The sequence below is a fragment of the Streptomyces sp. TRM68416 genome (genome assembly GCF_014596915.1).
Taxonomy (GTDB): Bacteria; Actinomycetota; Actinomycetes; order Streptomycetales; family Streptomycetaceae; genus Streptomyces.
On the sequence record NZ_JACVWU010000008.1, the window covers coordinates 104,128 to 121,618 of the forward strand.

At 70.5% G+C, this 17,491-nt stretch carries 17 protein-coding genes and 5 tRNA genes; 16 read left to right on the forward strand and 6 right to left on the reverse strand.

The window, feature by feature from the left end; all coding sequences use genetic code 11:
• Nucleotides 1-5: 5 nt before the first annotated feature.
• The gene (locus ICC28_RS15140; RefSeq protein WP_188289080.1) at nucleotides 6-3,701 is read right to left on the reverse strand and encodes a nitrate- and nitrite sensing domain-containing protein; all 3,696 of its coding nucleotides are present in this window, start codon (nucleotides 3,699-3,701) and stop codon (nucleotides 6-8) included.
• Nucleotides 3,702-4,273: 572 nt separating this feature from the next.
• On the opposite strand from ICC28_RS15140, the gene ICC28_RS15145 reads away from it, so the two are divergent.
• From ICC28_RS15145 to gltX, 3 genes are all read left to right on the forward strand, one after another.
• Nucleotides 4,274-4,462, forward strand: coding sequence for a hypothetical protein (locus tag ICC28_RS15145; protein ID WP_188289081.1), 189 nt, complete (start codon nucleotides 4,274-4,276; stop codon nucleotides 4,460-4,462).
• A gap of 80 nt (nucleotides 4,463-4,542) precedes the next feature.
• Nucleotides 4,543-5,319: a fumarylacetoacetate hydrolase family protein gene (locus ICC28_RS15150; protein WP_188289082.1), complete on the forward strand. Its 777-nt coding sequence runs from the start codon at nucleotides 4,543-4,545 to the stop codon at nucleotides 5,317-5,319.
• The gene (gltX, locus tag ICC28_RS15155) at nucleotides 5,312-6,796 is read left to right on the forward strand and encodes a glutamate--tRNA ligase (protein ID WP_188289083.1); all 1,485 of its coding nucleotides are present in this window, start codon (nucleotides 5,312-5,314) and stop codon (nucleotides 6,794-6,796) included. The genes ICC28_RS15150 and gltX overlap by 8 nt, the downstream gene beginning before the upstream one ends.
• A gap of 60 nt (nucleotides 6,797-6,856) precedes the next feature.
• Here the strand turns inward: gltX and ICC28_RS15160 are convergent, their stop codons facing one another.
• Nucleotides 6,857-7,141: a type II toxin-antitoxin system RelE family toxin gene (locus tag ICC28_RS15160; protein ID WP_188289084.1), complete on the reverse strand. Its 285-nt coding sequence runs from the start codon at nucleotides 7,139-7,141 to the stop codon at nucleotides 6,857-6,859.
• A gap of 36 nt (nucleotides 7,142-7,177) precedes the next feature.
• Between ICC28_RS15160 and ICC28_RS15165 the strand changes: the two genes are divergently transcribed.
• From ICC28_RS15165 to ICC28_RS15190, 6 genes are all read left to right on the forward strand, one after another.
• Nucleotides 7,178-7,909: an HAD family hydrolase gene (locus tag ICC28_RS15165; RefSeq protein WP_188289085.1), complete on the forward strand. Its 732-nt coding sequence runs from the start codon at nucleotides 7,178-7,180 to the stop codon at nucleotides 7,907-7,909.
• Nucleotides 7,910-8,000: 91 nt separating this feature from the next.
• A tRNA-Gln gene (locus ICC28_RS15170) sits at nucleotides 8,001-8,072 on the forward strand.
• A gap of 21 nt (nucleotides 8,073-8,093) precedes the next feature.
• A tRNA-Glu gene (locus ICC28_RS15175) sits at nucleotides 8,094-8,166 on the forward strand.
• Nucleotides 8,167-8,195: 29 nt separating this feature from the next.
• A tRNA-Glu gene (locus tag ICC28_RS15180) sits at nucleotides 8,196-8,268 on the forward strand.
• A 20-nt stretch (nucleotides 8,269-8,288) separates the two neighbouring features.
• Nucleotides 8,289-8,360: transfer RNA gene (locus ICC28_RS15185), tRNA-Gln, on the forward strand.
• Between the two features lie 29 nt (nucleotides 8,361-8,389).
• Nucleotides 8,390-8,462 (forward strand) — tRNA-Glu (locus ICC28_RS15190).
• Between the two features lie 46 nt (nucleotides 8,463-8,508).
• Here ICC28_RS15190 and ICC28_RS15195 read toward each other — a convergent pair.
• Nucleotides 8,509-9,153, reverse strand: coding sequence for a MerR family transcriptional regulator (locus tag ICC28_RS15195; protein ID WP_188289086.1), 645 nt, complete (start codon nucleotides 9,151-9,153; stop codon nucleotides 8,509-8,511).
• A gap of 87 nt (nucleotides 9,154-9,240) precedes the next feature.
• Here ICC28_RS15195 and ICC28_RS15200 point away from each other — a divergent pair, with 87 nt between their 5' ends.
• Nucleotides 9,241-9,762, forward strand: coding sequence for a DUF4188 domain-containing protein (locus ICC28_RS15200; RefSeq protein ID WP_188289087.1), 522 nt, complete (start codon nucleotides 9,241-9,243; stop codon nucleotides 9,760-9,762).
• Between the two features lie 534 nt (nucleotides 9,763-10,296).
• Here ICC28_RS15200 and ndgR read toward each other — a convergent pair.
• Entirely contained in the window at nucleotides 10,297-11,013 is a 717-nt protein-coding gene (gene ndgR / locus ICC28_RS15205) for an IclR family transcriptional regulator NdgR (protein ID WP_188289088.1), read from the reverse strand.
• Between the two features lie 202 nt (nucleotides 11,014-11,215).
• Here ndgR and leuC point away from each other — a divergent pair, with 202 nt between their 5' ends.
• The 4 genes from leuC to ICC28_RS15225 all read left to right on the forward strand — a co-directional run bounded on the left by leuC (nucleotide 11,216) and on the right by ICC28_RS15225 (nucleotide 14,535).
• Nucleotides 11,216-12,640: a 3-isopropylmalate dehydratase large subunit gene (gene leuC, locus ICC28_RS15210; RefSeq protein WP_188289089.1), complete on the forward strand. Its 1,425-nt coding sequence runs from the start codon at nucleotides 11,216-11,218 to the stop codon at nucleotides 12,638-12,640.
• Between the two features lie 6 nt (nucleotides 12,641-12,646).
• Nucleotides 12,647-13,240: a 3-isopropylmalate dehydratase small subunit gene (leuD, locus tag ICC28_RS15215; protein ID WP_188289090.1), complete on the forward strand. Its 594-nt coding sequence runs from the start codon at nucleotides 12,647-12,649 to the stop codon at nucleotides 13,238-13,240.
• A 264-nt stretch (nucleotides 13,241-13,504) separates the two neighbouring features.
• Nucleotides 13,505-13,735, forward strand: coding sequence for a hypothetical protein (locus ICC28_RS15220; RefSeq protein WP_188289091.1), 231 nt, complete (start codon nucleotides 13,505-13,507; stop codon nucleotides 13,733-13,735).
• Between the two features lie 137 nt (nucleotides 13,736-13,872).
• The gene (locus ICC28_RS15225) at nucleotides 13,873-14,535 is read left to right on the forward strand and encodes an HU family DNA-binding protein (RefSeq protein WP_188289092.1); all 663 of its coding nucleotides are present in this window, start codon (nucleotides 13,873-13,875) and stop codon (nucleotides 14,533-14,535) included.
• A gap of 70 nt (nucleotides 14,536-14,605) precedes the next feature.
• On the opposite strand, the gene ICC28_RS15230 is transcribed toward ICC28_RS15225, so the two are convergent.
• Entirely contained in the window at nucleotides 14,606-14,809 is a 204-nt protein-coding gene (locus tag ICC28_RS15230; RefSeq protein WP_188289093.1) for a hypothetical protein, read from the reverse strand.
• Between the two features lie 98 nt (nucleotides 14,810-14,907).
• Entirely contained in the window at nucleotides 14,908-15,543 is a 636-nt protein-coding gene (gene cofC / locus ICC28_RS15235) for a 2-phospho-L-lactate guanylyltransferase (protein ID WP_188289094.1), read from the reverse strand.
• 155 nt (nucleotides 15,544-15,698) lie between these two features.
• Between cofC and ICC28_RS15240 the strand changes: the two genes are divergently transcribed.
• Together ICC28_RS15240 and ICC28_RS15245 are read left to right on the forward strand one after the other, a co-directional pair.
• A complete protein-coding gene (locus tag ICC28_RS15240; protein ID WP_188289095.1) occupies nucleotides 15,699-16,463 on the forward strand; it encodes a lysophospholipid acyltransferase family protein in 765 nt (254 codons plus the stop codon).
• A complete protein-coding gene (locus ICC28_RS15245) occupies nucleotides 16,460-17,470 on the forward strand; it encodes an NAD(P)H-dependent glycerol-3-phosphate dehydrogenase (RefSeq protein WP_188289096.1) in 1,011 nt (336 codons plus the stop codon). The genes ICC28_RS15240 and ICC28_RS15245 overlap by 4 nt, the downstream gene beginning before the upstream one ends.
• Nucleotides 17,471-17,491: the final 21 nt, after the last annotated feature.

A 17,491-nucleotide genomic window follows, 5' to 3' on the forward strand; every position in this document is an offset into this window, starting at 1 on the left:
CTCAACTAACGCTCCTGCTGGTGAGTGGGGCTCGGGAAGCTTCCGGTCTGGCCGGTGCCGGCCTGGCGACCCTGCGCGATACCCCGACGGAGATTGGTCAGCCGGCCGCGTACGTCGTCAGGCGCACGCGAGACCTGCGGACCGGATTGGTGCTGTTGCTGCTGAGCCGTGCCCGGGACGAGGTTCGCCCGGGGCACCCGGCGCGGCAGGCCGGAGGTGGTGACCCCGCCCGCGGCCGGCTGCCGGACGCGCTCGGCCTGCCGGACGAGGTCGTCGTTCGGCGAGCTGCGCCAGGAGGACGAGGGCGAGGAGGCGGCACGCTGCGGAGCCGGGGGAGTCGACGGCTGCTGCGGGGCGGCCGGAGCCGGCCCGCCCGTCTGCGGCCGCTGCTGCTCCTGCTGGCTGCCGTGGAACCAGTTGGTCTCCAGCGTGTCGTACAGCGGCGTGCGCCCGTCCCCGGGACCGGCCGGCGGCAGCGCCTCCGGCTCGGGACGCCGGGGGCGCTGCGGACGCGGCGGAACGGGCGACTGCGGGGAGCCGTAGCCGGAGCTGCCGTTGCTGCCCTGCGGACGCTCGAACTGGCCGGTGGAGCCGTTGTCGTACGCCTGCGGAGCCGCGAACCGGCCCGCGGCACCGGAGTTGCCCTGTCCGTTCTGCCCGGAACCGTAGACGTCCGGACGGGCGAACTGACCGGTGTCCTGGCCCGGGTTCTGCGTACCGTTGGCGCCGGGACGGGCGTACTGCCCGGTGTTCTGCGGGTCGTAGGCGCCCGGCGTCTGGGCGGCGAAGTCCTGGCGGGCGAACTCGCCGGTGCTGCCGGGGCCCTGGCGGAGGTCGTCGCGCGGGACCGCCGGGATCTCCGCGGTCGCCCCCGGACCCTGCCGGTCGTCGATCCGCGGCATCCGCGAGGTCTGGGAGTGCGGGGAGGCGTCCTGGTCGTCGTGCCCGCGCGGAGTGTCGAGCGAGGCGCGCGGCACCGGCGGCTGCGCGTTCTCGTCGCTCCAACTGGGCGTGCGGGGCTGCTCGTTGCCGCCCGGCAGCTCGGCGCGCGGACCACCGCGGCCCGGCAGCTGAGGCCTGCGGCGACGGCCGCCGCCCTGCTCGGCGTTGCCCTTCGACGGCGGACCGGACTGCGCGGACTTCTGAGGCGACTGCGGAGGCACGGGGCGGCTGCCACCGAACATGTCCGAGGCGTGCGGCGCACCGGTGCCCGCGGACTGCAGGCCCTGCGGGGCGGCCGGCGCCTGGCCGAAGCCGGTGGGCGCAGCGGGCCGGCCCGCTGCGGGCCCGGCCGGAGCCTGCGGACCGCGCGGGGCACCCGGGTGTCCGTCGCCGTCGCGTCCGGGCAGCGCGGCCCGCGGTCCCTGACCGGCGCCGAGCCGGCCGCCGGAGGGCGCGCCCGCGCCGAGGGCGCCGGCACCGGGAGCACCGCCGAGCGCACCGCCCTGGGCCGAGCGCCGTGCCGCGGCCGCACCGGCGGCGGCCTGCGCGGCGGCCGGACCACCGGTCGAGGGGGCACCCTGGCCGGGCTTGCCCGGAGTGGGCTTCCTGCCGCCCTGGGCGACGTCGACCGGCAGCATGACCAGCGCGGTCGTACCACCGGAGTCGGACGGGCGCAGCTGGATGCGGATGCCGTGCCGCTGGGACAGACGGCCGACCACGAAGAGGCCCATGCGGCGGGAGACGGAGACGTCCACGGTGGGCGGCGAGGCAAGCCGCTCGTTGATCGCCGCGAGGTCCTCGGGGGAGAGACCGATACCGGTGTCGTGGATCTCGATCAGCACCCGCCCGTCGGGCAGCGCGTGACCGGTGACCTTGACCTTGGTCTGCGGGGAGGAGAACGAGGTCGCGTTCTCCAGCAGCTCGGCGAGCAGGTGCACGAGGTCGTTGACCACCCGGCCGGCCACTTCGGTGGTCGGTACGGAGGCCAGCTCGATGCGCTCGTACTGCTCCACCTCGGACGCGGCGGCGCGGAGCACGTCGACCAGCGGGACCGGACGGGTCCAGCGGCGACCGGGCTCCTCACCGGCGAGAACGAGAAGGTTTTCGCCGTTACGGCGCATACGGGTCGCGAGGTGGTCCAGCTTGAACAGCGAGGACAGCTGGTCCGGGTCGGCCTCGCGGGACTCCAGTTCGGAGATCAGCGACAGCTGGCGCTGGATCAGACCCTGGGAGCGGCGCGAGAGGTTGGTGAACATCGCGTTGACGTTGCCCCGCAGCAGGGCCTGCTCGGCGGCGAGGCGGACCGCCTCGCGGTGCACGTCGTCGAAGGCCGCGGCCACCCGGCCGATCTCGTCCCGGGAGTGCACACCGACCGACTCCACGGACGTGTCGACGTCCTGCGGGTCGGACTCGGACAGCTGCTTGACCAGCTCGGGCAGACGGTCGGAGGCGACCTTGGTGGCGGTCTCCTCGAGGCGGCGCAGCGAGCGGATCATGGACCGGGCCACGACGAAGGCGCCGACCAGCGACACACCGAGCACGAGCAGGATCAGCGCACCGGAGATGATCGCGTCGCGCTCCGACTCGTTGCGCAGCTCGCGGGCCTTCTGCTCCATCTTTTCGAGCAGCGTGCGCTCGATGTTGCCCATCTGCTCGATCTTGATCGAGCTGTCGTCCACCCAGTCCTTGTACGACCGCTTGCCCACGTTCGCCAGACCGCTGTTGAGGGCACGGCCGCTGTAGGTGTCGGTGGCCAGGATCGTGGAGTTGTTCGCCTCGACCGGCTTGAGGAGCTCGGCGGCCTCGTCACCGCCGTAGATGGCCTTGAAGCTGGCCAGCTCGGACGTCTCGCTCGCCAGCGCCGACTGGGCGTACAGGCGGTCGTTGTCGGAGAGGTTGCCGGTCTGCTTGGTGTTCACCGGGAGGGCGGCCGCGAGGACGGCCCGCTGGATCGAGGCGTACTCCTTGGCGGAGGAGAAGGCCGCCAGGGAGCGCGTGCGCTCGATCATCTCCGGGTTGCTGGTCGCCTCGGCCATGTCGCGGGAGAGGTCCAGCAGGCGCTCCACCAGCCGGTGGTAGGCCTCGATGGTCTGCGTGGAGTTGTCCTCTGCCTGGTACGCGTCCCGGCGGATGTTGTTCAGGCTCTGCAGGTCGCGGACGACACCGACGAGGCTGTCGTGGACGCCCTGGAGGCTGCCGTCGGTGCTGGAGGCGTCGACCTCTTCGGCGGAGTCGATGAAGTTCTCGCGCAGCCGGTCGGTCTTGGCCCGGTAGCCCTTGACGGTGTAGTCGGTCGTCGCGTTGGCGCCGTGCGCCAGCGGTCCGGCGGACTGGTCGCGCTCCTCCTGGAGCGCGGCGGCCAGCTCGGTGGCCTGCTTGGTCATCTCCGTCAGCAGCTTCATGTTGTCGAGCTGCTTCATGTCGTCCATGGAGTCGCCGATGCGCAGCGCGCCCAGCGAGGTGGCCGCGACCACCGGGAGCGCCAGCAGCGACACCAGGCGCGTGGAGATACGCCAGTTGCGCAGGGCTATTCGGGGGCCCGGGTTGACGGGGCCCATCGGGGACTTGACCGTCGGGGCCGTGGGGTTCGCGGGGCCCGACGAGGCCGTGCCGCCGGGACGCCCGGCGCCGTCGCCGGCCGGAGCCTGGCCCGGGTTCTGGGCGTGCTGGGGCGAGGAGCTGCCGGCCATCGGGCCAGTCCCGCCGTGCGGCTCCGGCTCCGCCGAAGCGCTGCCATCCCTCTTGAAACGTCCCTGCACTAGCGTCGCAACCTCTGGACCAGGCGCCCCTCCGCGTGAACGGAAGGACGGTGTCGGCGTAATAGAGGACGTCCTGAATTACGTCCTCTGGTGGTCGTGAGTGACCGGCGCTGGCTCCCCCTTCCGCCGCCACTCGGCGCTGCGTTGCGCCCTTGCGCGCCGGCTCGATCCCGCGGCGGTCCGTGGAATTCCAGCACAGTGCCGGATCTCCAACAAGGGCCGTGTGCCAGGCCGTGACCTAGGTGACACCAAGTGAGCGGCGAGTCACCAGACGTAGGAAGGGAATCGCAGCAAAACGGGCCCATTGGGTCGAACTGCCAGGGTGGCGGGGGTGTCCCAGTCGCCATGATCAGGAGCGGAATGATGGCTTCAGGGGGTCAATGTCCGTTTCGTTGCGGTGGGCCGCAGGCCTGATTTGACCGGTTTGACCTTCGGGTCGTGAGCAAACTCACACGGGGATCATGGGGTCTTCACGTCTTTCCCGGGGAATCGCATGTTTAGCCTGACGCTTTACAACAGGGCATGAACTGCCAACTCTCCGGCCACCCACACGACAAGGGTTACGTACAACCGTGAAGACGACGACGATGTTCCGCAACATAGCCAACCCGCGGCGCACGACGCTGGCGCACCTCAAGGACGCCGACGACCTGCAGACCCCGGCGCTCCCGGAGCAGTCCGCCGATCTCCCGGCCCAGACCGCCAACCCGCGTCGCACGGTCCTCATGGAGAAGCCCGCGACGGCCGCCGCCGCGGAGTAATCACGCGCGGCTCCCGCCCCTCGCCACGTTAGCCTGGAGCGTCAGACTCCAGCCAGCTCAGTGAGGGGCGCAAGCATCCCGTGCGCATCGCCAGGTTCTCCATCGACGGCAACGTCGCCTTCGGCGCGGTCGAGGGCGACAAGCCGGACGAGCTCGTCCTCGACATCATCAAGGGCATCCCGTTCGCGGACTTCGAGCTCTCCGGCACCAAGGTGCCCCTGAGCAAGGTCCGGCTGCTGCCCCCCGTGCTTCCCAACAAGGTCGTCGCGTTCGGCCGCAACTACGCCGAGCACGCGAAGGAACTGGGCAACGAGGTCCCGGACGCCCCCTTCGCCTTTTTCAAGCCGTCCACCTCCGTGATCGGCCCCGGCGACGACATCCAGTACCCCTCCTTCTCGGAGGAATTGCACCACGAGGCCGAGCTCGCCGTCGTCATCGGCCGCATGTGCCGCGAGGTCCCGCGTGACCGCGTCAAGGACGTGATCCTCGGCTACACCTGCGCCATCGACGTCACCGCCCGTGACGTCCAGCGGCGCGAGAAGCAGTGGGCCCGGGCCAAGGGCTTCGACACCTCCTGCCCGCTGGGCCCCTGGATCGAGACGGACCTCGACCCCTCCGACCTGACGATCCAGCTCACGGTCAACGGCGGGCAGCGCCAGCTCGGCCGCACCAGCGAGATGATCCACCCGATCGAGGATCTGATCGCCAACATCTCCGAGGCCATGACGCTGCTCCCCGGCGACGTGATCCTCACGGGCACCCCCGCTGGGGTCGGCCCCCTCGCTGTCGGCGACGAGGTCTCCGTCAGCATCGAAGGCATCGGCACTCTCACCAACAAGGTTGTCAAGCGTGGCTAGCGCACCCGGCTCTCCCGTACGCGTCCGTTTCTGCCCCTCGCCCACCGGTAACCCGCACGTGGGCCTGGTCCGCACCGCCCTGTTCAACTGGGCGTTCGCCAAGCACCACGGCGGCACGCTGGTCTTCCGCATCGAGGACACCGACGCGGCCCGCGACTCCGAGGAGTCCTACCAGCAGTTGCTCGACTCGATGCGCTGGCTGGGCTTCGACTGGGACGAGGGCCCCGAGGTCGGCGGCCCGCACGCGCCGTACCGCCAGTCGCAGCGCATGGACCTCTACAAGGACGTCGCCGCCAAGCTCCTCGACGCCGGCCACGCCTACCACTGCTACTGCTCCCAGGAGGAGCTGGACAGCCGCCGCGAGGCCGCCCGCGCCGCCGGCAAGCCGTCCGGCTACGACGGCCACTGCCGGGAGCTGAGCGCCCAGCAGGTCGCCGAGTACCAGGCCCAGGGCCGCGCCCCGATCGTCCGCTTCCGCATGCCGGACGAGACGATCACCTTCACCGACCTGGTCCGCGGCGAACTGACCTTCACCCCGGAGAACGTTCCCGACTACGGCATCGTCCGCGCCAACGGCGCCCCGCTGTACACGCTGGTGAACCCGGTCGACGACGCCCTGATGGAGATCACCCACGTCCTGCGCGGCGAGGACCTCCTGTCCTCCACGCCCCGCCAGATCGCCCTGTACAAGGCGCTCGTCGAACTCGGCATCGCCAAGCAGACCCCCGCCTTCGGCCACCTGCCCTACGTCATGGGCGAGGGCAACAAGAAGCTGTCCAAGCGCGACCCGCAGTCCTCGCTGAACCTCTACCGCGAGCGCGGCTTCCTCCCCGAGGGCCTCCTCAACTACCTCTCCCTGCTGGGCTGGTCGCTCTCGGCCGACCAGGACATCTTCACGATGGACGAGATGGTCGCGGCCTTCGACGTCACCGACGTGAACCCCAACCCGGCCCGCTTCGACCTGAAGAAGTGCGAGTCGATCAACGGCGACCACATCCGCATGCTCGACGTGAAGGACTTCGCCGAGCGCTGCGCCCCGTGGCTGAAGGCCCCGTTCGCCCCCTGGGCCCCGGAGGACTTCGACGAGGCCAAGTGGCAGGCGGTCGCCCCGCACGCGCAGACCCGCCTCAAGGTCCTGTCCGAGATCACCGACAACGTCGACTTCCTCTTCCTTCCGGAGCCGGTCTTCGACGAGGCCTCGTGGACCAAGGCCATGAAGGAGGGCTCGGACGCCCTGCTGGTCACCGCCCGCGAGAAGCTGGACGCCGCCGACTGGACCTCGGCCGAGTCCCTGAAGGAGGCCGTCCTGGCCGCCGGCGAGGCCCACGGCCTCAAGCTCGGCAAGGCCCAGGCCCCGGTCCGTGTCGCCGTCACCGGCCGCACGGTCGGCCTGCCGCTCTTCGAGTCCCTGGAGATCCTGGGCAAGGAGACGACCCTGGCCCGCATCGACGCGGCGCTGGCGAAGCTGACGGCGTAGGCACCACGCACACGTGAGGGGCGGCACCCGGGACTCCGGGGGCCGCCCCTTCGGCATGTCTCAGCCCGCGTCGCTCTCGTCGATCAGGTACGCGAACTCGTCGAAGATCTCCAGCACGACGATGACCATGACGGCCCCCGCGACCATGTACTCCAGCAACACGCCAGGGGCCACGTATGCCTTCCGCAGATGTTCGTCAGGGCCGAGCTGCGCGGTCGCGTTCTTGCGGAAGGGATCACGGGCCAGTATCCGCACGGCCTTGTCCAGCTGGGCTCGACGCTCGTCGGGCAGACCCTCGTACGCCGCGCGGGCCTCGACGGTGAACTGGACTCGGTACTCGCTCATGCTCCCAGTGTGCCAGCGCGCGATACCGTCGGGGACGTGAGCATCCAAGCTGTGGTCTGGGACGTTGACGACACCCTCTTCGACTACACGACCGCTGACCGCGAGGGCATGCGGGCGCATCTGGTGGCCGAGGGGCTGATGGACGGGTACGGCACCGCGGAGCAGGCGCTCGCGCGCTGGCGGGAGTGCACCCATCTCCACTGGGCCCGGTTCGCGGCCGGTGAGGCGACCTTCGAGGGCCAGCGCCGGGACCGCGTCCGCACCTTCCTGGGCGAGCCGCTGAGCGACGCCGAGGCCGAGGCCTGGTTCCGGCGGTACGTGGACCACTACGAGGCGGCCTGGGCGCTCTTCCCGGACGTCCTGCCCGTCCTGGACAGCCTCGCCGCCAGCCACCGGCACGGGGTGCTCTCCAACTCCAGCCTGACCGTCCAGGACCACAAGCTGCGCGTCCTCGGTGTGCGCGACCGCTTCGAGTCCGTGCTCTGCGCCGCGGAGCTCGGCGTCTCCAAGCCCCAGGCCGACGCCTTCCTGGCCGCCTGTGACGCCCTGGAACTGGCCCCGCACGAGGTGGCGTACGTCGGCGACCACCCGGAGATCGACGGCCGGGGCGCGGCCGACGCCGGTCTGCTGTCGGTCTGGATCGACCGCGGCGGCGCGTCCACCGGGGCCGACGCACCGGCCGGCCCGCACCGGATCGCCACCCTCGCCGAACTCCCCGCGATCCTCGGCGGGGATACCCGTTTTGGAGCCCCGTCCACCTTCGGGTAATGTTCTTTCTGCGCCGCCGGGGAGCGGGCCGAAAGGCCGGGAACCGGAGGAGCAAACTAGAACAAGATCCCCTCCGGGGCTTGCGTTCCAGTGGCCTATGGTGTAATTGGCAGCACGACTGATTCTGGTTCAGTTAGTCTTGGTTCGAGTCCAGGTAGGCCAGCTCGCAGAGCTTATCTGCAAAGCCCCCGTTGTGTAGCGGCCTAGCACGCTGCCCTCTCAAGGCAGTAGCGCCGGTTCGAATCCGGTCGGGGGTACGGTGATCTCTTACGAGATGATCGCTAGGGCCCCCGTTGTGTAGCGGCCTAGCACGCCGCCCTCTCAAGGCGGTAGCGCCGGTTCGAATCCGGTCGGGGGTACTGACTGGTCTAAACCACATTGGTCTATGGTGTAATTGGCAGCACGACTGATTCTGGTTCAGTTAGTCTTGGTTCGAGTCCAGGTAGACCAGCTCGGACCTGCGGAAACGCAGTGTCCAACGCCCCCGTTGTGTAGCGGCCTAGCACGCCGCCCTCTCAAGGCGGTAGCGCCGGTTCGAATCCGGTCGGGGGTACGCACAGGGAAGGCCCTCCACTTCGGTGGGGGGCCTTCCGCGTTGCCTACTCGAAGCCGTACCGCCGCGCCGACTCCTCCTCCTGCGCCAGCCGGTGCAGCGCCCGCAGCATCGGCTCGACGAGCACCACGCCCAGCACCGCGACCTCCGCCTTCTCGGCCTCCGACACGTGCGACTCCATGAAGTCCATGTCCAGCTCGGCCACCTGGTGCATCAACCGGGCGTAGGGCACGAGCACTTCGGCGCTCCAGTCGTAGCCGATACGGCGGAGGGCGGCCGCCGCCACCACGAGGGAACGGAAGGCGGGCGACGCCTCAGCGAGGGACTGCGCGTGGGTCCAGCCCAGCGTCCTGAGCAGCTCCGTCATCGCCGCCCGCGCGCCCTGCACGAACTCGTCCTCCGCGTCCGGCTCCGGCACCTGCGGCAGCGCCCAGACAGCGGAGCCCAGGCGGATCGCGCGGGGCAGGGAGTCGTCGTCGACATGCCCCAGCACCTCCCTGACCGTCGCCACCGGAACCCGGCCGACCTGGATCATCGCGCGGATCAGTCGCAGTCGGCGCAGATGCTCCTCGTCGTAGTCGGCCGTCGTCGCGTTGATCTGGCGGCCCGGCGCCAACAGGCCTTCGCGCAGGTAGTACTTGATCGTCGCGGTGGACACACCGCTGCGCTCGCTCAGTTCGGCCAGCCGCATCCCTTGACGCCTTTCCTTGGTGAGTGCCACTATCCGAGCACCAGTCAGAAGGATAGCTCCGCTATCCAACGGGGGCAGGGGGCCGCCATGTTCGCGAAGCCGGTGTTGAAGCGTACGACCGCGGACGCCAGGGGTGATGTGGTGGTCCTGCTGATCGGCATGCGGATCAACCGCTTCTGGGCCGTGCACCACTGGCTGCCGGTGGCGCTGGCCATGCCGCGGATGCTGCGCGAGCTCGGGAAGGACCGCGGCCGGGGGCTGTTGGGCCACGTCCTGCTGACCGCTTCGCCGCGGACGTACTACGTGGTGCAGTACTGGGAGTCCAAGGAGAAGCTCTACGCCTACGCGCACTCCCCGGAGATGTTCCACCACAAGGCCTGGGCGGTGATCAACCGCAAGGAGCGGGCGGGGAAGACGCGCGGACACGTCGGCCTGTGGCACGAGGCCTACGTCGTGCCCGAGGGGTCCTACGAGTCCATCTACGCCGACATGCCCCCCTTCGGCCTGGCCGCCGCCCACGGCCAGATCCCCCTGGACCGGCGCGGCCGCACAGCCAAGGACCGCTTCGCCCACCGCTCGTCCCGGGCGCAGGAGAAGGAGACCACCTGACCGGGGGGAGCCGAGGAGGGCCTGCCGCGGCGCCGGGCGGGCCCTCCTCGGCGTTTTCCGGGCGCGGTGCGGGCCCTTGGGGGCCGGCCTGGTGGGGCGCATGGCGGCGGGGTGGTTTGCGTGCGGCCGCGGGGGAGCGGGGACTGCCGCGGTGTCGGGGCAGGCGTTCTGCGGTGTCTTCCCGGTGCGCGGTGTTCTTGCGGGGACGGGTGGCTGTGTCGCCAGTGGGGGAGGCGGCGAAGGGGCGGTTCGCGCCTGGTGGGGGGATCGAGGAGGGCCTGCCGCGGCGTTGGGGAGGGTGCTCCTCGGCGTTTTCCGGGCGCGGCGCGGGCCCTTGGGGGGGCGGCGCGCCGGGGCGTATCGCGGAGGGGGGTTCGCGCCTGGGGGGCGTCGAGGGACTGTCGTGGTGTTGAGGTGGGCCCTCTTTGGTGTGGCCCGGGGCGGGGCCGCGTCCGGAGTGGTGGGGGCGGGTGTGGTCGGGGAGTTGAGGGGCCTGCCGCGGCGTTGGGGCGGGCCCCTCGGTGGCTTCCCGGGTCAGCCGGAGCGGCGGAGGGCCTCCGAGAGGCGGGCGGCCGCGTCGATGACCGCCTGGGCGTGCATGCGGCCCGGGTGGCGTGACAGGCGCTCGATGGGGCCGGAGACGGAGACCGCGGCCACCACGCGGTTGGAGGGGCCGCGCACCGGCGCGGAGACGGACGCGACGCCCGGCTCCCGCTCGCCGATCGACTGGGCCCAGCCCCGGCGCCGTACGCCCGACAGGGCCGTCGCCGTGAAGCGGGCACCCTGCAGGCCCCGGTGCAGACGCTCCGGCTCCTCCCAGGCCATCAGGATCTGGGCCGAGGAACCGGCCTTCATCGTCAGCGTCGAGCCGACCGGGACCGTGTCCCGAAGGCCGGACAGACGCTCCGCCGCGGCCACGCAGATGCGCATGTCGCCCTGGCGGCGGTAGAGCTGCGCGCTCTCGCCCGTGATGTCCCGCAGATGCGTGAGCACCGGGCCGGCCGTGGCGAGGAGGCGGTCCTCGCCGGCCGCCGCGGCCAGTTCCGCGAGGCGGGGGCCGAGGATGAACCGGCCCTGCATGTCCCGCGCCACCATGCGGTGGTGCTCCAGGGCCACGGCCAGCCGGTGGGCCGTGGGTCGTGCCAGTCCGGTCGCCGCGACCAGACCCGCGAGGGTGGCCGGACCGGACTCCAGGGCGCTCAGGACAAGGGCTGCCTTGTCCAGAACGCCGACGCCGCTACTGTTGTCCATGCAACGATACTTGCGTCTCACTCTGTGAAACGCAAGTTCAATTTTCCGTGGAACACGCCACTCTGGAATCACGAAGGCAGAGCGGCCCGCGAACCGAAGCGGGCCTGGCGGCGGGCGCCCGGATCCGGGGCGCGGGCGGCAGCCGCCTCTTCACAGATCTCTAGTTGGGCCGGTGGACCGTATGCCGGTCGGAGGGAAAGCGATGGGTAGGACACTCGCGGAGAAGGTCTGGGACGACCATGTCGTCCGGCGCGCCGAGGGCGAGCCCGACCTCCTCTTCATCGATCTGCACCTGCTGCACGAAGTGACCAGCCCGCAGGCCTTCGACGGTCTGCGCAAGAGCGGCCGCCGGGTGCGCCGCCTCGACCTCACCATCGCCACCGAGGACCACAACACCCCGACCCTCGACATCGACAAGCCCATCGCCGACCCGGTCTCCCGGGTCCAGCTGGAGACGCTGCGCAAGAACGCCGCCGAATTCGGGGTGCGGCTGCACCCGCTGGGCGACGTCGAGCAAGGCGTCGTGCACGTGGTGGGGCCGCAGCTCGGGCTGACCCAGCCGGGCATGACCGTCGTCTGCGGTGACTCCCACACCTCCACGCACGGCGCCTTCGGCGGCCTGGCGTTCGGCATCGGCACCTCCCAGGTGGAGCACGTGCTGGCCACCCAGACGCTGCCGATGGCCCGCCCGAAGACCATGGCGATCACGGTCAACGGCGAGCTGCCCGAGGGCGTCACCGCCAAGGACCTGATCCTGGCGATCATCGCGAAGATCGGCACCGGCGGCGGCCAGGGCTACGTCCTGGAGTACCGCGGCTCCGCCATCGAGAAGCTCTCGATGGAGGCCCGGATGACCATCTGCAACATGTCGATCGAGGCCGGTGCCCGCGCGGGCATGATCGCCCCCGACCAGACCACCTTCGACTACCTCGAAGGCCGTCCGCACGCCCCCAAGGGCGAGGACTGGGACGCGGCCGTCGCGTACTGGAAGACGCTGAAGACGGACGAGGACGCCGAGTTCGACGCCGAGGTCGTCATCGAGGCCGCCGAGCTGTCGCCGTTCGTCACCTGGGGCACCAACCCCGGCCAGGGCGCGCCGCTTTCGGCGAACGTCCCCGATCCCGCTTCGTACGAAGACGCTTCGGAGCGCCTCGCCGCCGAAAAGGCCCTGGAGTACATGGGGTTGGAGGCCGGCCAGCCGCTGCGCTCCATCAAGGTGGACACCGTCTTCGTAGGCTCGTGCACCAACGGCCGCATCGAGGACCTGCGCGCCGCCGCCGAGCTCGTCAAGGGACGCAAAGTCGCCGACGGCGTACGGATGCTGGTCGTCCCCGGCTCCGCGCGGGTCGGTCTGCAGGCCGTCTCCGAGGGCCTGGACGTCGTCTTCAAGGAGGCCGGCGCCGAATGGCGGCACGCGGGCTGCTCGATGTGCCTGGGCATGAACCCCGACCAGCTGGCCCCCGGTGAGCGCTCCGCGTCCACCTCCAACCGCAACTTCGAGGGCAGGCAGGGCAAGGGCGGCCGTACGCACCTGGTGTCGCCGCAGGTCGCCGCCGCCACCGCCGTGCTGGGCCACCTGGCCTCGCCCGCCGATCTGTCCGACGCCCCCGTGCCCGCTGGAGTCTGAGAAGTCATGGAAGCATTCACCACGCACACCGGCCGGGCCGTCCCGCTGCGCCGCTCCAACGTCGACACCGACCAGATCATCCCTGCTCACTGGCTCAAGAAGGTGACCCGGGACGGGTTCGAGGACGGGCTGTTCGAGGCCTGGCGCAAGGACCCGGAGTTCATCCTCAACCGCCCCGAGCGCGCGGGCGCGACGGTCCTGGTGGCCGGCCCCGACTTCGGTACCGGCTCCTCCCGTGAGCACGCCGTCTGGGCGCTGCAGAACTACGGCTTCAAGGCCGTCATCTCCTCCCGGTTCGCCGACATCTTCCGCGGCAACTCGCTGAAGAACGGCCTGCTCACGGTGGTTCTGGAGCAGAAGATCGTGGACGCCCTGTGGGAGCTGACCGAGGCCGACCCCGAGGCCGAGGTCACCGTCGACCTGGAGGACCGCGAGGTGCGCGCCGAGGGCATCACCGCCTCCTTCGAGCTGGACGAGAACTCCCGCTGGCGGCTGCTGAACGGGCTGGACGACATCTCCATCACCCTCCAGAACGAGGCCGACATCGCCGCCTACGAGGCCAAGCGGCCGTCGTACAAGCCGCGGACGCTCCAGGCGTGACCGCGACCGACTGAACAGGTCGAGTTTCGGCCACCGCAGACCCCCGCTGTACCCCCGATCAGCCCGATCGGGGGTACAGCTGTGTTGGCACCCGAACGGCCCCGCGCGAGGTCCGAGCCGTCTTCAACTTCCCACGTTACGAAGGTTGTTGTTGGGGTACGCGAGCTTGGAACCCGTGGCTTTCGCCGGTGCCGGGAAGGCTGTTTGAGGCGGCAGTTGCACCCTGAGCAGGCGACAACTCGCCCCAGATGGCACAATCTGTGCATGGAACACGACGGCCAACTCGAGCTCTATGCGGCAGTCGCGGACCAACTCAAGGAAGCGCACACAACAGTGCGCGCACTGCAAGTCCCGGAGGGCGTACGGATGGCGCTGACCCGGAAGCTGCTGGTCATTACGGCCGCGGCCAAGCACGATCTCGCCGATGCGGCAAGGCGTCTGGAGGCGTTCAGGGCGGACCTCGACGCGGGTCGATTCCCCGAAGAGGAACGCTGAACGCTCCAGGGACAGTCGAGTCCGTTGCGGCACAAGGGTGATAAGCCCGTTTCGTGTTTGATTTGCGGTATATATCTGCCTAACGTGCGAAAAAGCCTGAACACTTTCGTTCTGGCAATGTCTCCGAAGGGGAAGACGTGAACAAGGCGCAGCTCGTAGAAGCGATTGCCGACAAGATGGGCGGCCGCCAGCAGGCCGCCGATGCTGTCGACGCCGTCCTGGACGCCATCGTCCGCGCGGTGGTCGCCGGTGACCGGGTCTCGGTCACCGGCTTCGGTTCGTTCGAGAAGGTCGACCGTCCGGCGCGCTACGCCCGCAACCCCCAGACGGGCGAGCGGGTTCGGGTCAAGAAGACCTCCGTCCCGCGCTTCCGCGCGGGCCAGGGCTTCAAGGACCTGGTCAGCGGGTCGAAGAAGCTCCCGAAGAACGACGTCGCCGTCAAGAAGGCCCCCAAGGGCAGCCTGACCGGCGGTGCTTCCGCCACGGTCAAGAAGGCCGCGGCGAAGAAGGCCGCCCCCGCGAAGAAGGCGTCCGCCGCCGCGAAGAAGACCACGGCGAAGAAGACGACGGCGAAGAAGGCCACGGCCACCGCCAAGAAGACCACCGCGAAGAAGACGACGGCGAAGAAGGCCACCACCAAGACCGCCGCGGCGAAGAAGGCGACCACGAAGACGGCCGCCGCGAAGAAGACCACGGCCAAGAGCGCGCCGGCGAAGAAGGCGACCGCCAAGAAGGCCCCGGCCAAGAAGTCGACGGCCCGCAAGACCACCGCCAAGAAGGCCACCGCCCGCAAGAGGTAAGAGCGCAAGGGCACTCACGCGCCGGGCCGGACTCCCTCGGGAGCCCGGCCCGCGGCGCGTTCTACAGCGTCTACAGCGTCTGCAGCGTGATGAGGGTGATCCGAGGGGTGTCCTTCGGGCCCTCCACCTCGATCCGGACCCGCTGCCCCGGGCGCAGCAGGCGCAGCCCGCCCCGGTCGAAGGCCGCCGCGTCGAAGGGAACCGGCGTGCCGTCGTCCAGGAGGACCTGGCCACTGCGGGATTCGGGGTCGTACGTGTATGCGGTTGCCTGCATGGCGGCCAGCCTAGTGCCTGGGCCGGGCAGCGTCGTGGGGTGAGGGGCGTCTGCGGGATGCGGGCGCGTTGTGGTTGATCGCGCAGTTCCCCGCGCCCCTACGGAGTGATCAATAGCCGCGCTGCCACGGTCGCCGTATGGTGTCCCACCCCCAACGCCAGTGCCGCCCGTAGATCGTCGCCCGTGTCCACGTCCTGGCGTACGGAGTCCACCGCGTCGAGGCGGAGTTCCGTGGCGCCGGAGGTCCGGTGGCGGGCGCGTGAATCGGTGCCGAATGCCGGGAGCAATTCCCGGCCGGGTGCCACGGCCAGCAGCGTCGTGCCGATTGCCGCCGCGTCCGGAAGGAAAGCACGCGGGAATTCCCGCGCGGCCTCCAGTACCCGGGTCAATTCCGTCGGCCGCAGCGCCGGAAGATCGGCGTTCAGGGCGGCCACGGGGGTTTCGGGACGCGAAGCGCGTACGGTCGCCGCTCCGTGCGCCAGGGCCGGGTTGAGGCCCGCCCGGGGCGCGTCGGGGAGGATCCGGGCACCGAGCGCGGTCAGCCGCCGGCCGGCCAGGGCGTCGTCCGTGACGACCGCCACATCCCGCACCGCCGCACTGGCCAGCGCCGCAGCCACGGTGTCCTCGGCGAACGCGAGCGCCAGGGCCGGGCGCAAGGCGTCGGAGGCCGCGTCGGAGAGCCTGCTCTTGGCCAGGGCCAGAGGCTTCAGGGGTACGACCAAGGTCCACTGCACAGGCGTTCCGTCCCTCTCTCGTCGCCGCCATTGTCACTCGGCTTTCGCACCGGGCATCTGGCGGCCCGGCACTCGGGGCGTACGGTGTTCTCGACAGACGGTCGGCCCGGGGCGACACTTGTGCGGCCCCCCAGGCTCTAGAGGAAGGTGTCCGCGTGCCCCGCCGCAGAATCGGCTTCTGGTACCGCTTCGCAGCGGTCCTCTGCAAACCGCCGCTGGTGGTTTTGATCAAGCGGGACTGGCGCGGAATGGAGCACATTCCGGCCGAGGGCGGATTTATTACCGCGGTGAACCACAATTCGCACGTCGACCCCTTCGCGTACGCGCACTTTCAGTACAACACCGGGCGGGTTCCGCGATTCCTGGCGAAGAGCGGACTTTTCAGGAAGGGATTCGTCGGCGCCGCGATGCGCGGCACCGGACAGATCCCCGTCTACCGCGAGAGCACGGACGCGCTCAGCGCCTTCCGGGCCGCGATCGACGCCGTGGAGCGCGGCGAGTGCGTCGCCTTCTACCCCGAGGGCACCCTCACCCGCGACCCCGACGGCTGGCCCATGACCGGCAAGACCGGGGCCGCCCGCGTCGCCCTGCAGACCAAGTGCCCGGTGATTCCCGTGGCGCAGTGGGGGGCCAACGAACTGCTGCCCCCGTACGCGAAGAAGCCCAACATCCTGCCGCGCAAGACCCATCACGTGCTCGCGGGCCCGCCGGTGGACCTCGCGCGGTTCTACGACAAGGAGATGACCCCGGAACTCCTGAAGGAGGCGACCGAGGTCATCATGGCCGCCATCACCGCCCAGCTGGAGCTGATCCGCGGCGAGAAGGCACCCAGGACGCCCTACGACCCGCGCCGCGAGCGCATCGAGCAGCGCCGGCGCACCCAGGCGCAGTCCGGTCACGAGGGGGAGAAGAGCAAGTGAGCAAGCCCGTCAAGGCGGCCGTGTTCGGCACCGGATCGTGGGGCACCGCCTTCGGCATGGTGCTCGCCGACGCCGGCTGCGAGGTCACCCTGTGGGGGCGGCGCCCCGAACTCGCCGAAGCCGTCAACTCCACGCGTACGAACCCCGACTACCTCCCCGGCGTCGAGCTCCCGGAGAACCTGCGGGCCACCACCGACCCCGCCGAGGCGGCGCACGGCGCGGACTTCACCGTCCTCGCCGTCCCCTCGCAGACGCTGCGCGGCAACCTCGCCGAGTGGACGCCGCTGCTGGCCCCGGACACGGTCCTGGTCTCGCTGATGAAGGGCGTCGAACTCGGCTCCGCGATGCGGATGAGCGAGGTCGTCGAGGACGTCGCCAAGGTCGGCCCGAACCGGGTCGCCGTGGTCACCGGCCCCAACCTCGCCCGGGAGATCGCCGCGCGGATGCCGGCCGCGGCCGTGGTCGCCTGCGCCGACGGGGCCGTGGCCCAGCGCCTCCAGGCCGCCTGCCACACGCCGTACTTCCGGCCGTACACCGAGACGGACGTGGTCGGCTGCGAGCTGGGCGGCGCGGTGAAGAACGTCATCGGGCTCGCCGTGGGCATCGCGGACGGCATGGGGCTCGGCGACAACGCCAAGGGCTCGCTCATCACCCGCGGCCTCGCGGAGACCGCCCGGCTCGGCGTCGCGCTCGGCGCCGACCCGCTGACCTTCTCCGGGCTCGCGGGCCTGGGCGACCTGGTGGCCACCTGCTCCTCGCCGCTGTCCCGCAACCACACCTTCGGCACCAACCTCGGCAAGGGCATGACCCTGCAGGAGACCATCGCGGTCACCAAGCAGACCGCCGAGGGCGTCAAGTCCTGTGAGTCCGTGCTGGATCTGGCGCGCCGGCACGGCGTCGACATGCCGATCACCGAGACGGTCGTCGGAATCGTGCACGAGGGCAAGCCTCCGGTGGTCGCCCTCAAGGAGCTGATGTCGCGCAGCGCGAAGCCGGAACGACGCTGAGCGAACCCCCGGGGCGGGCGC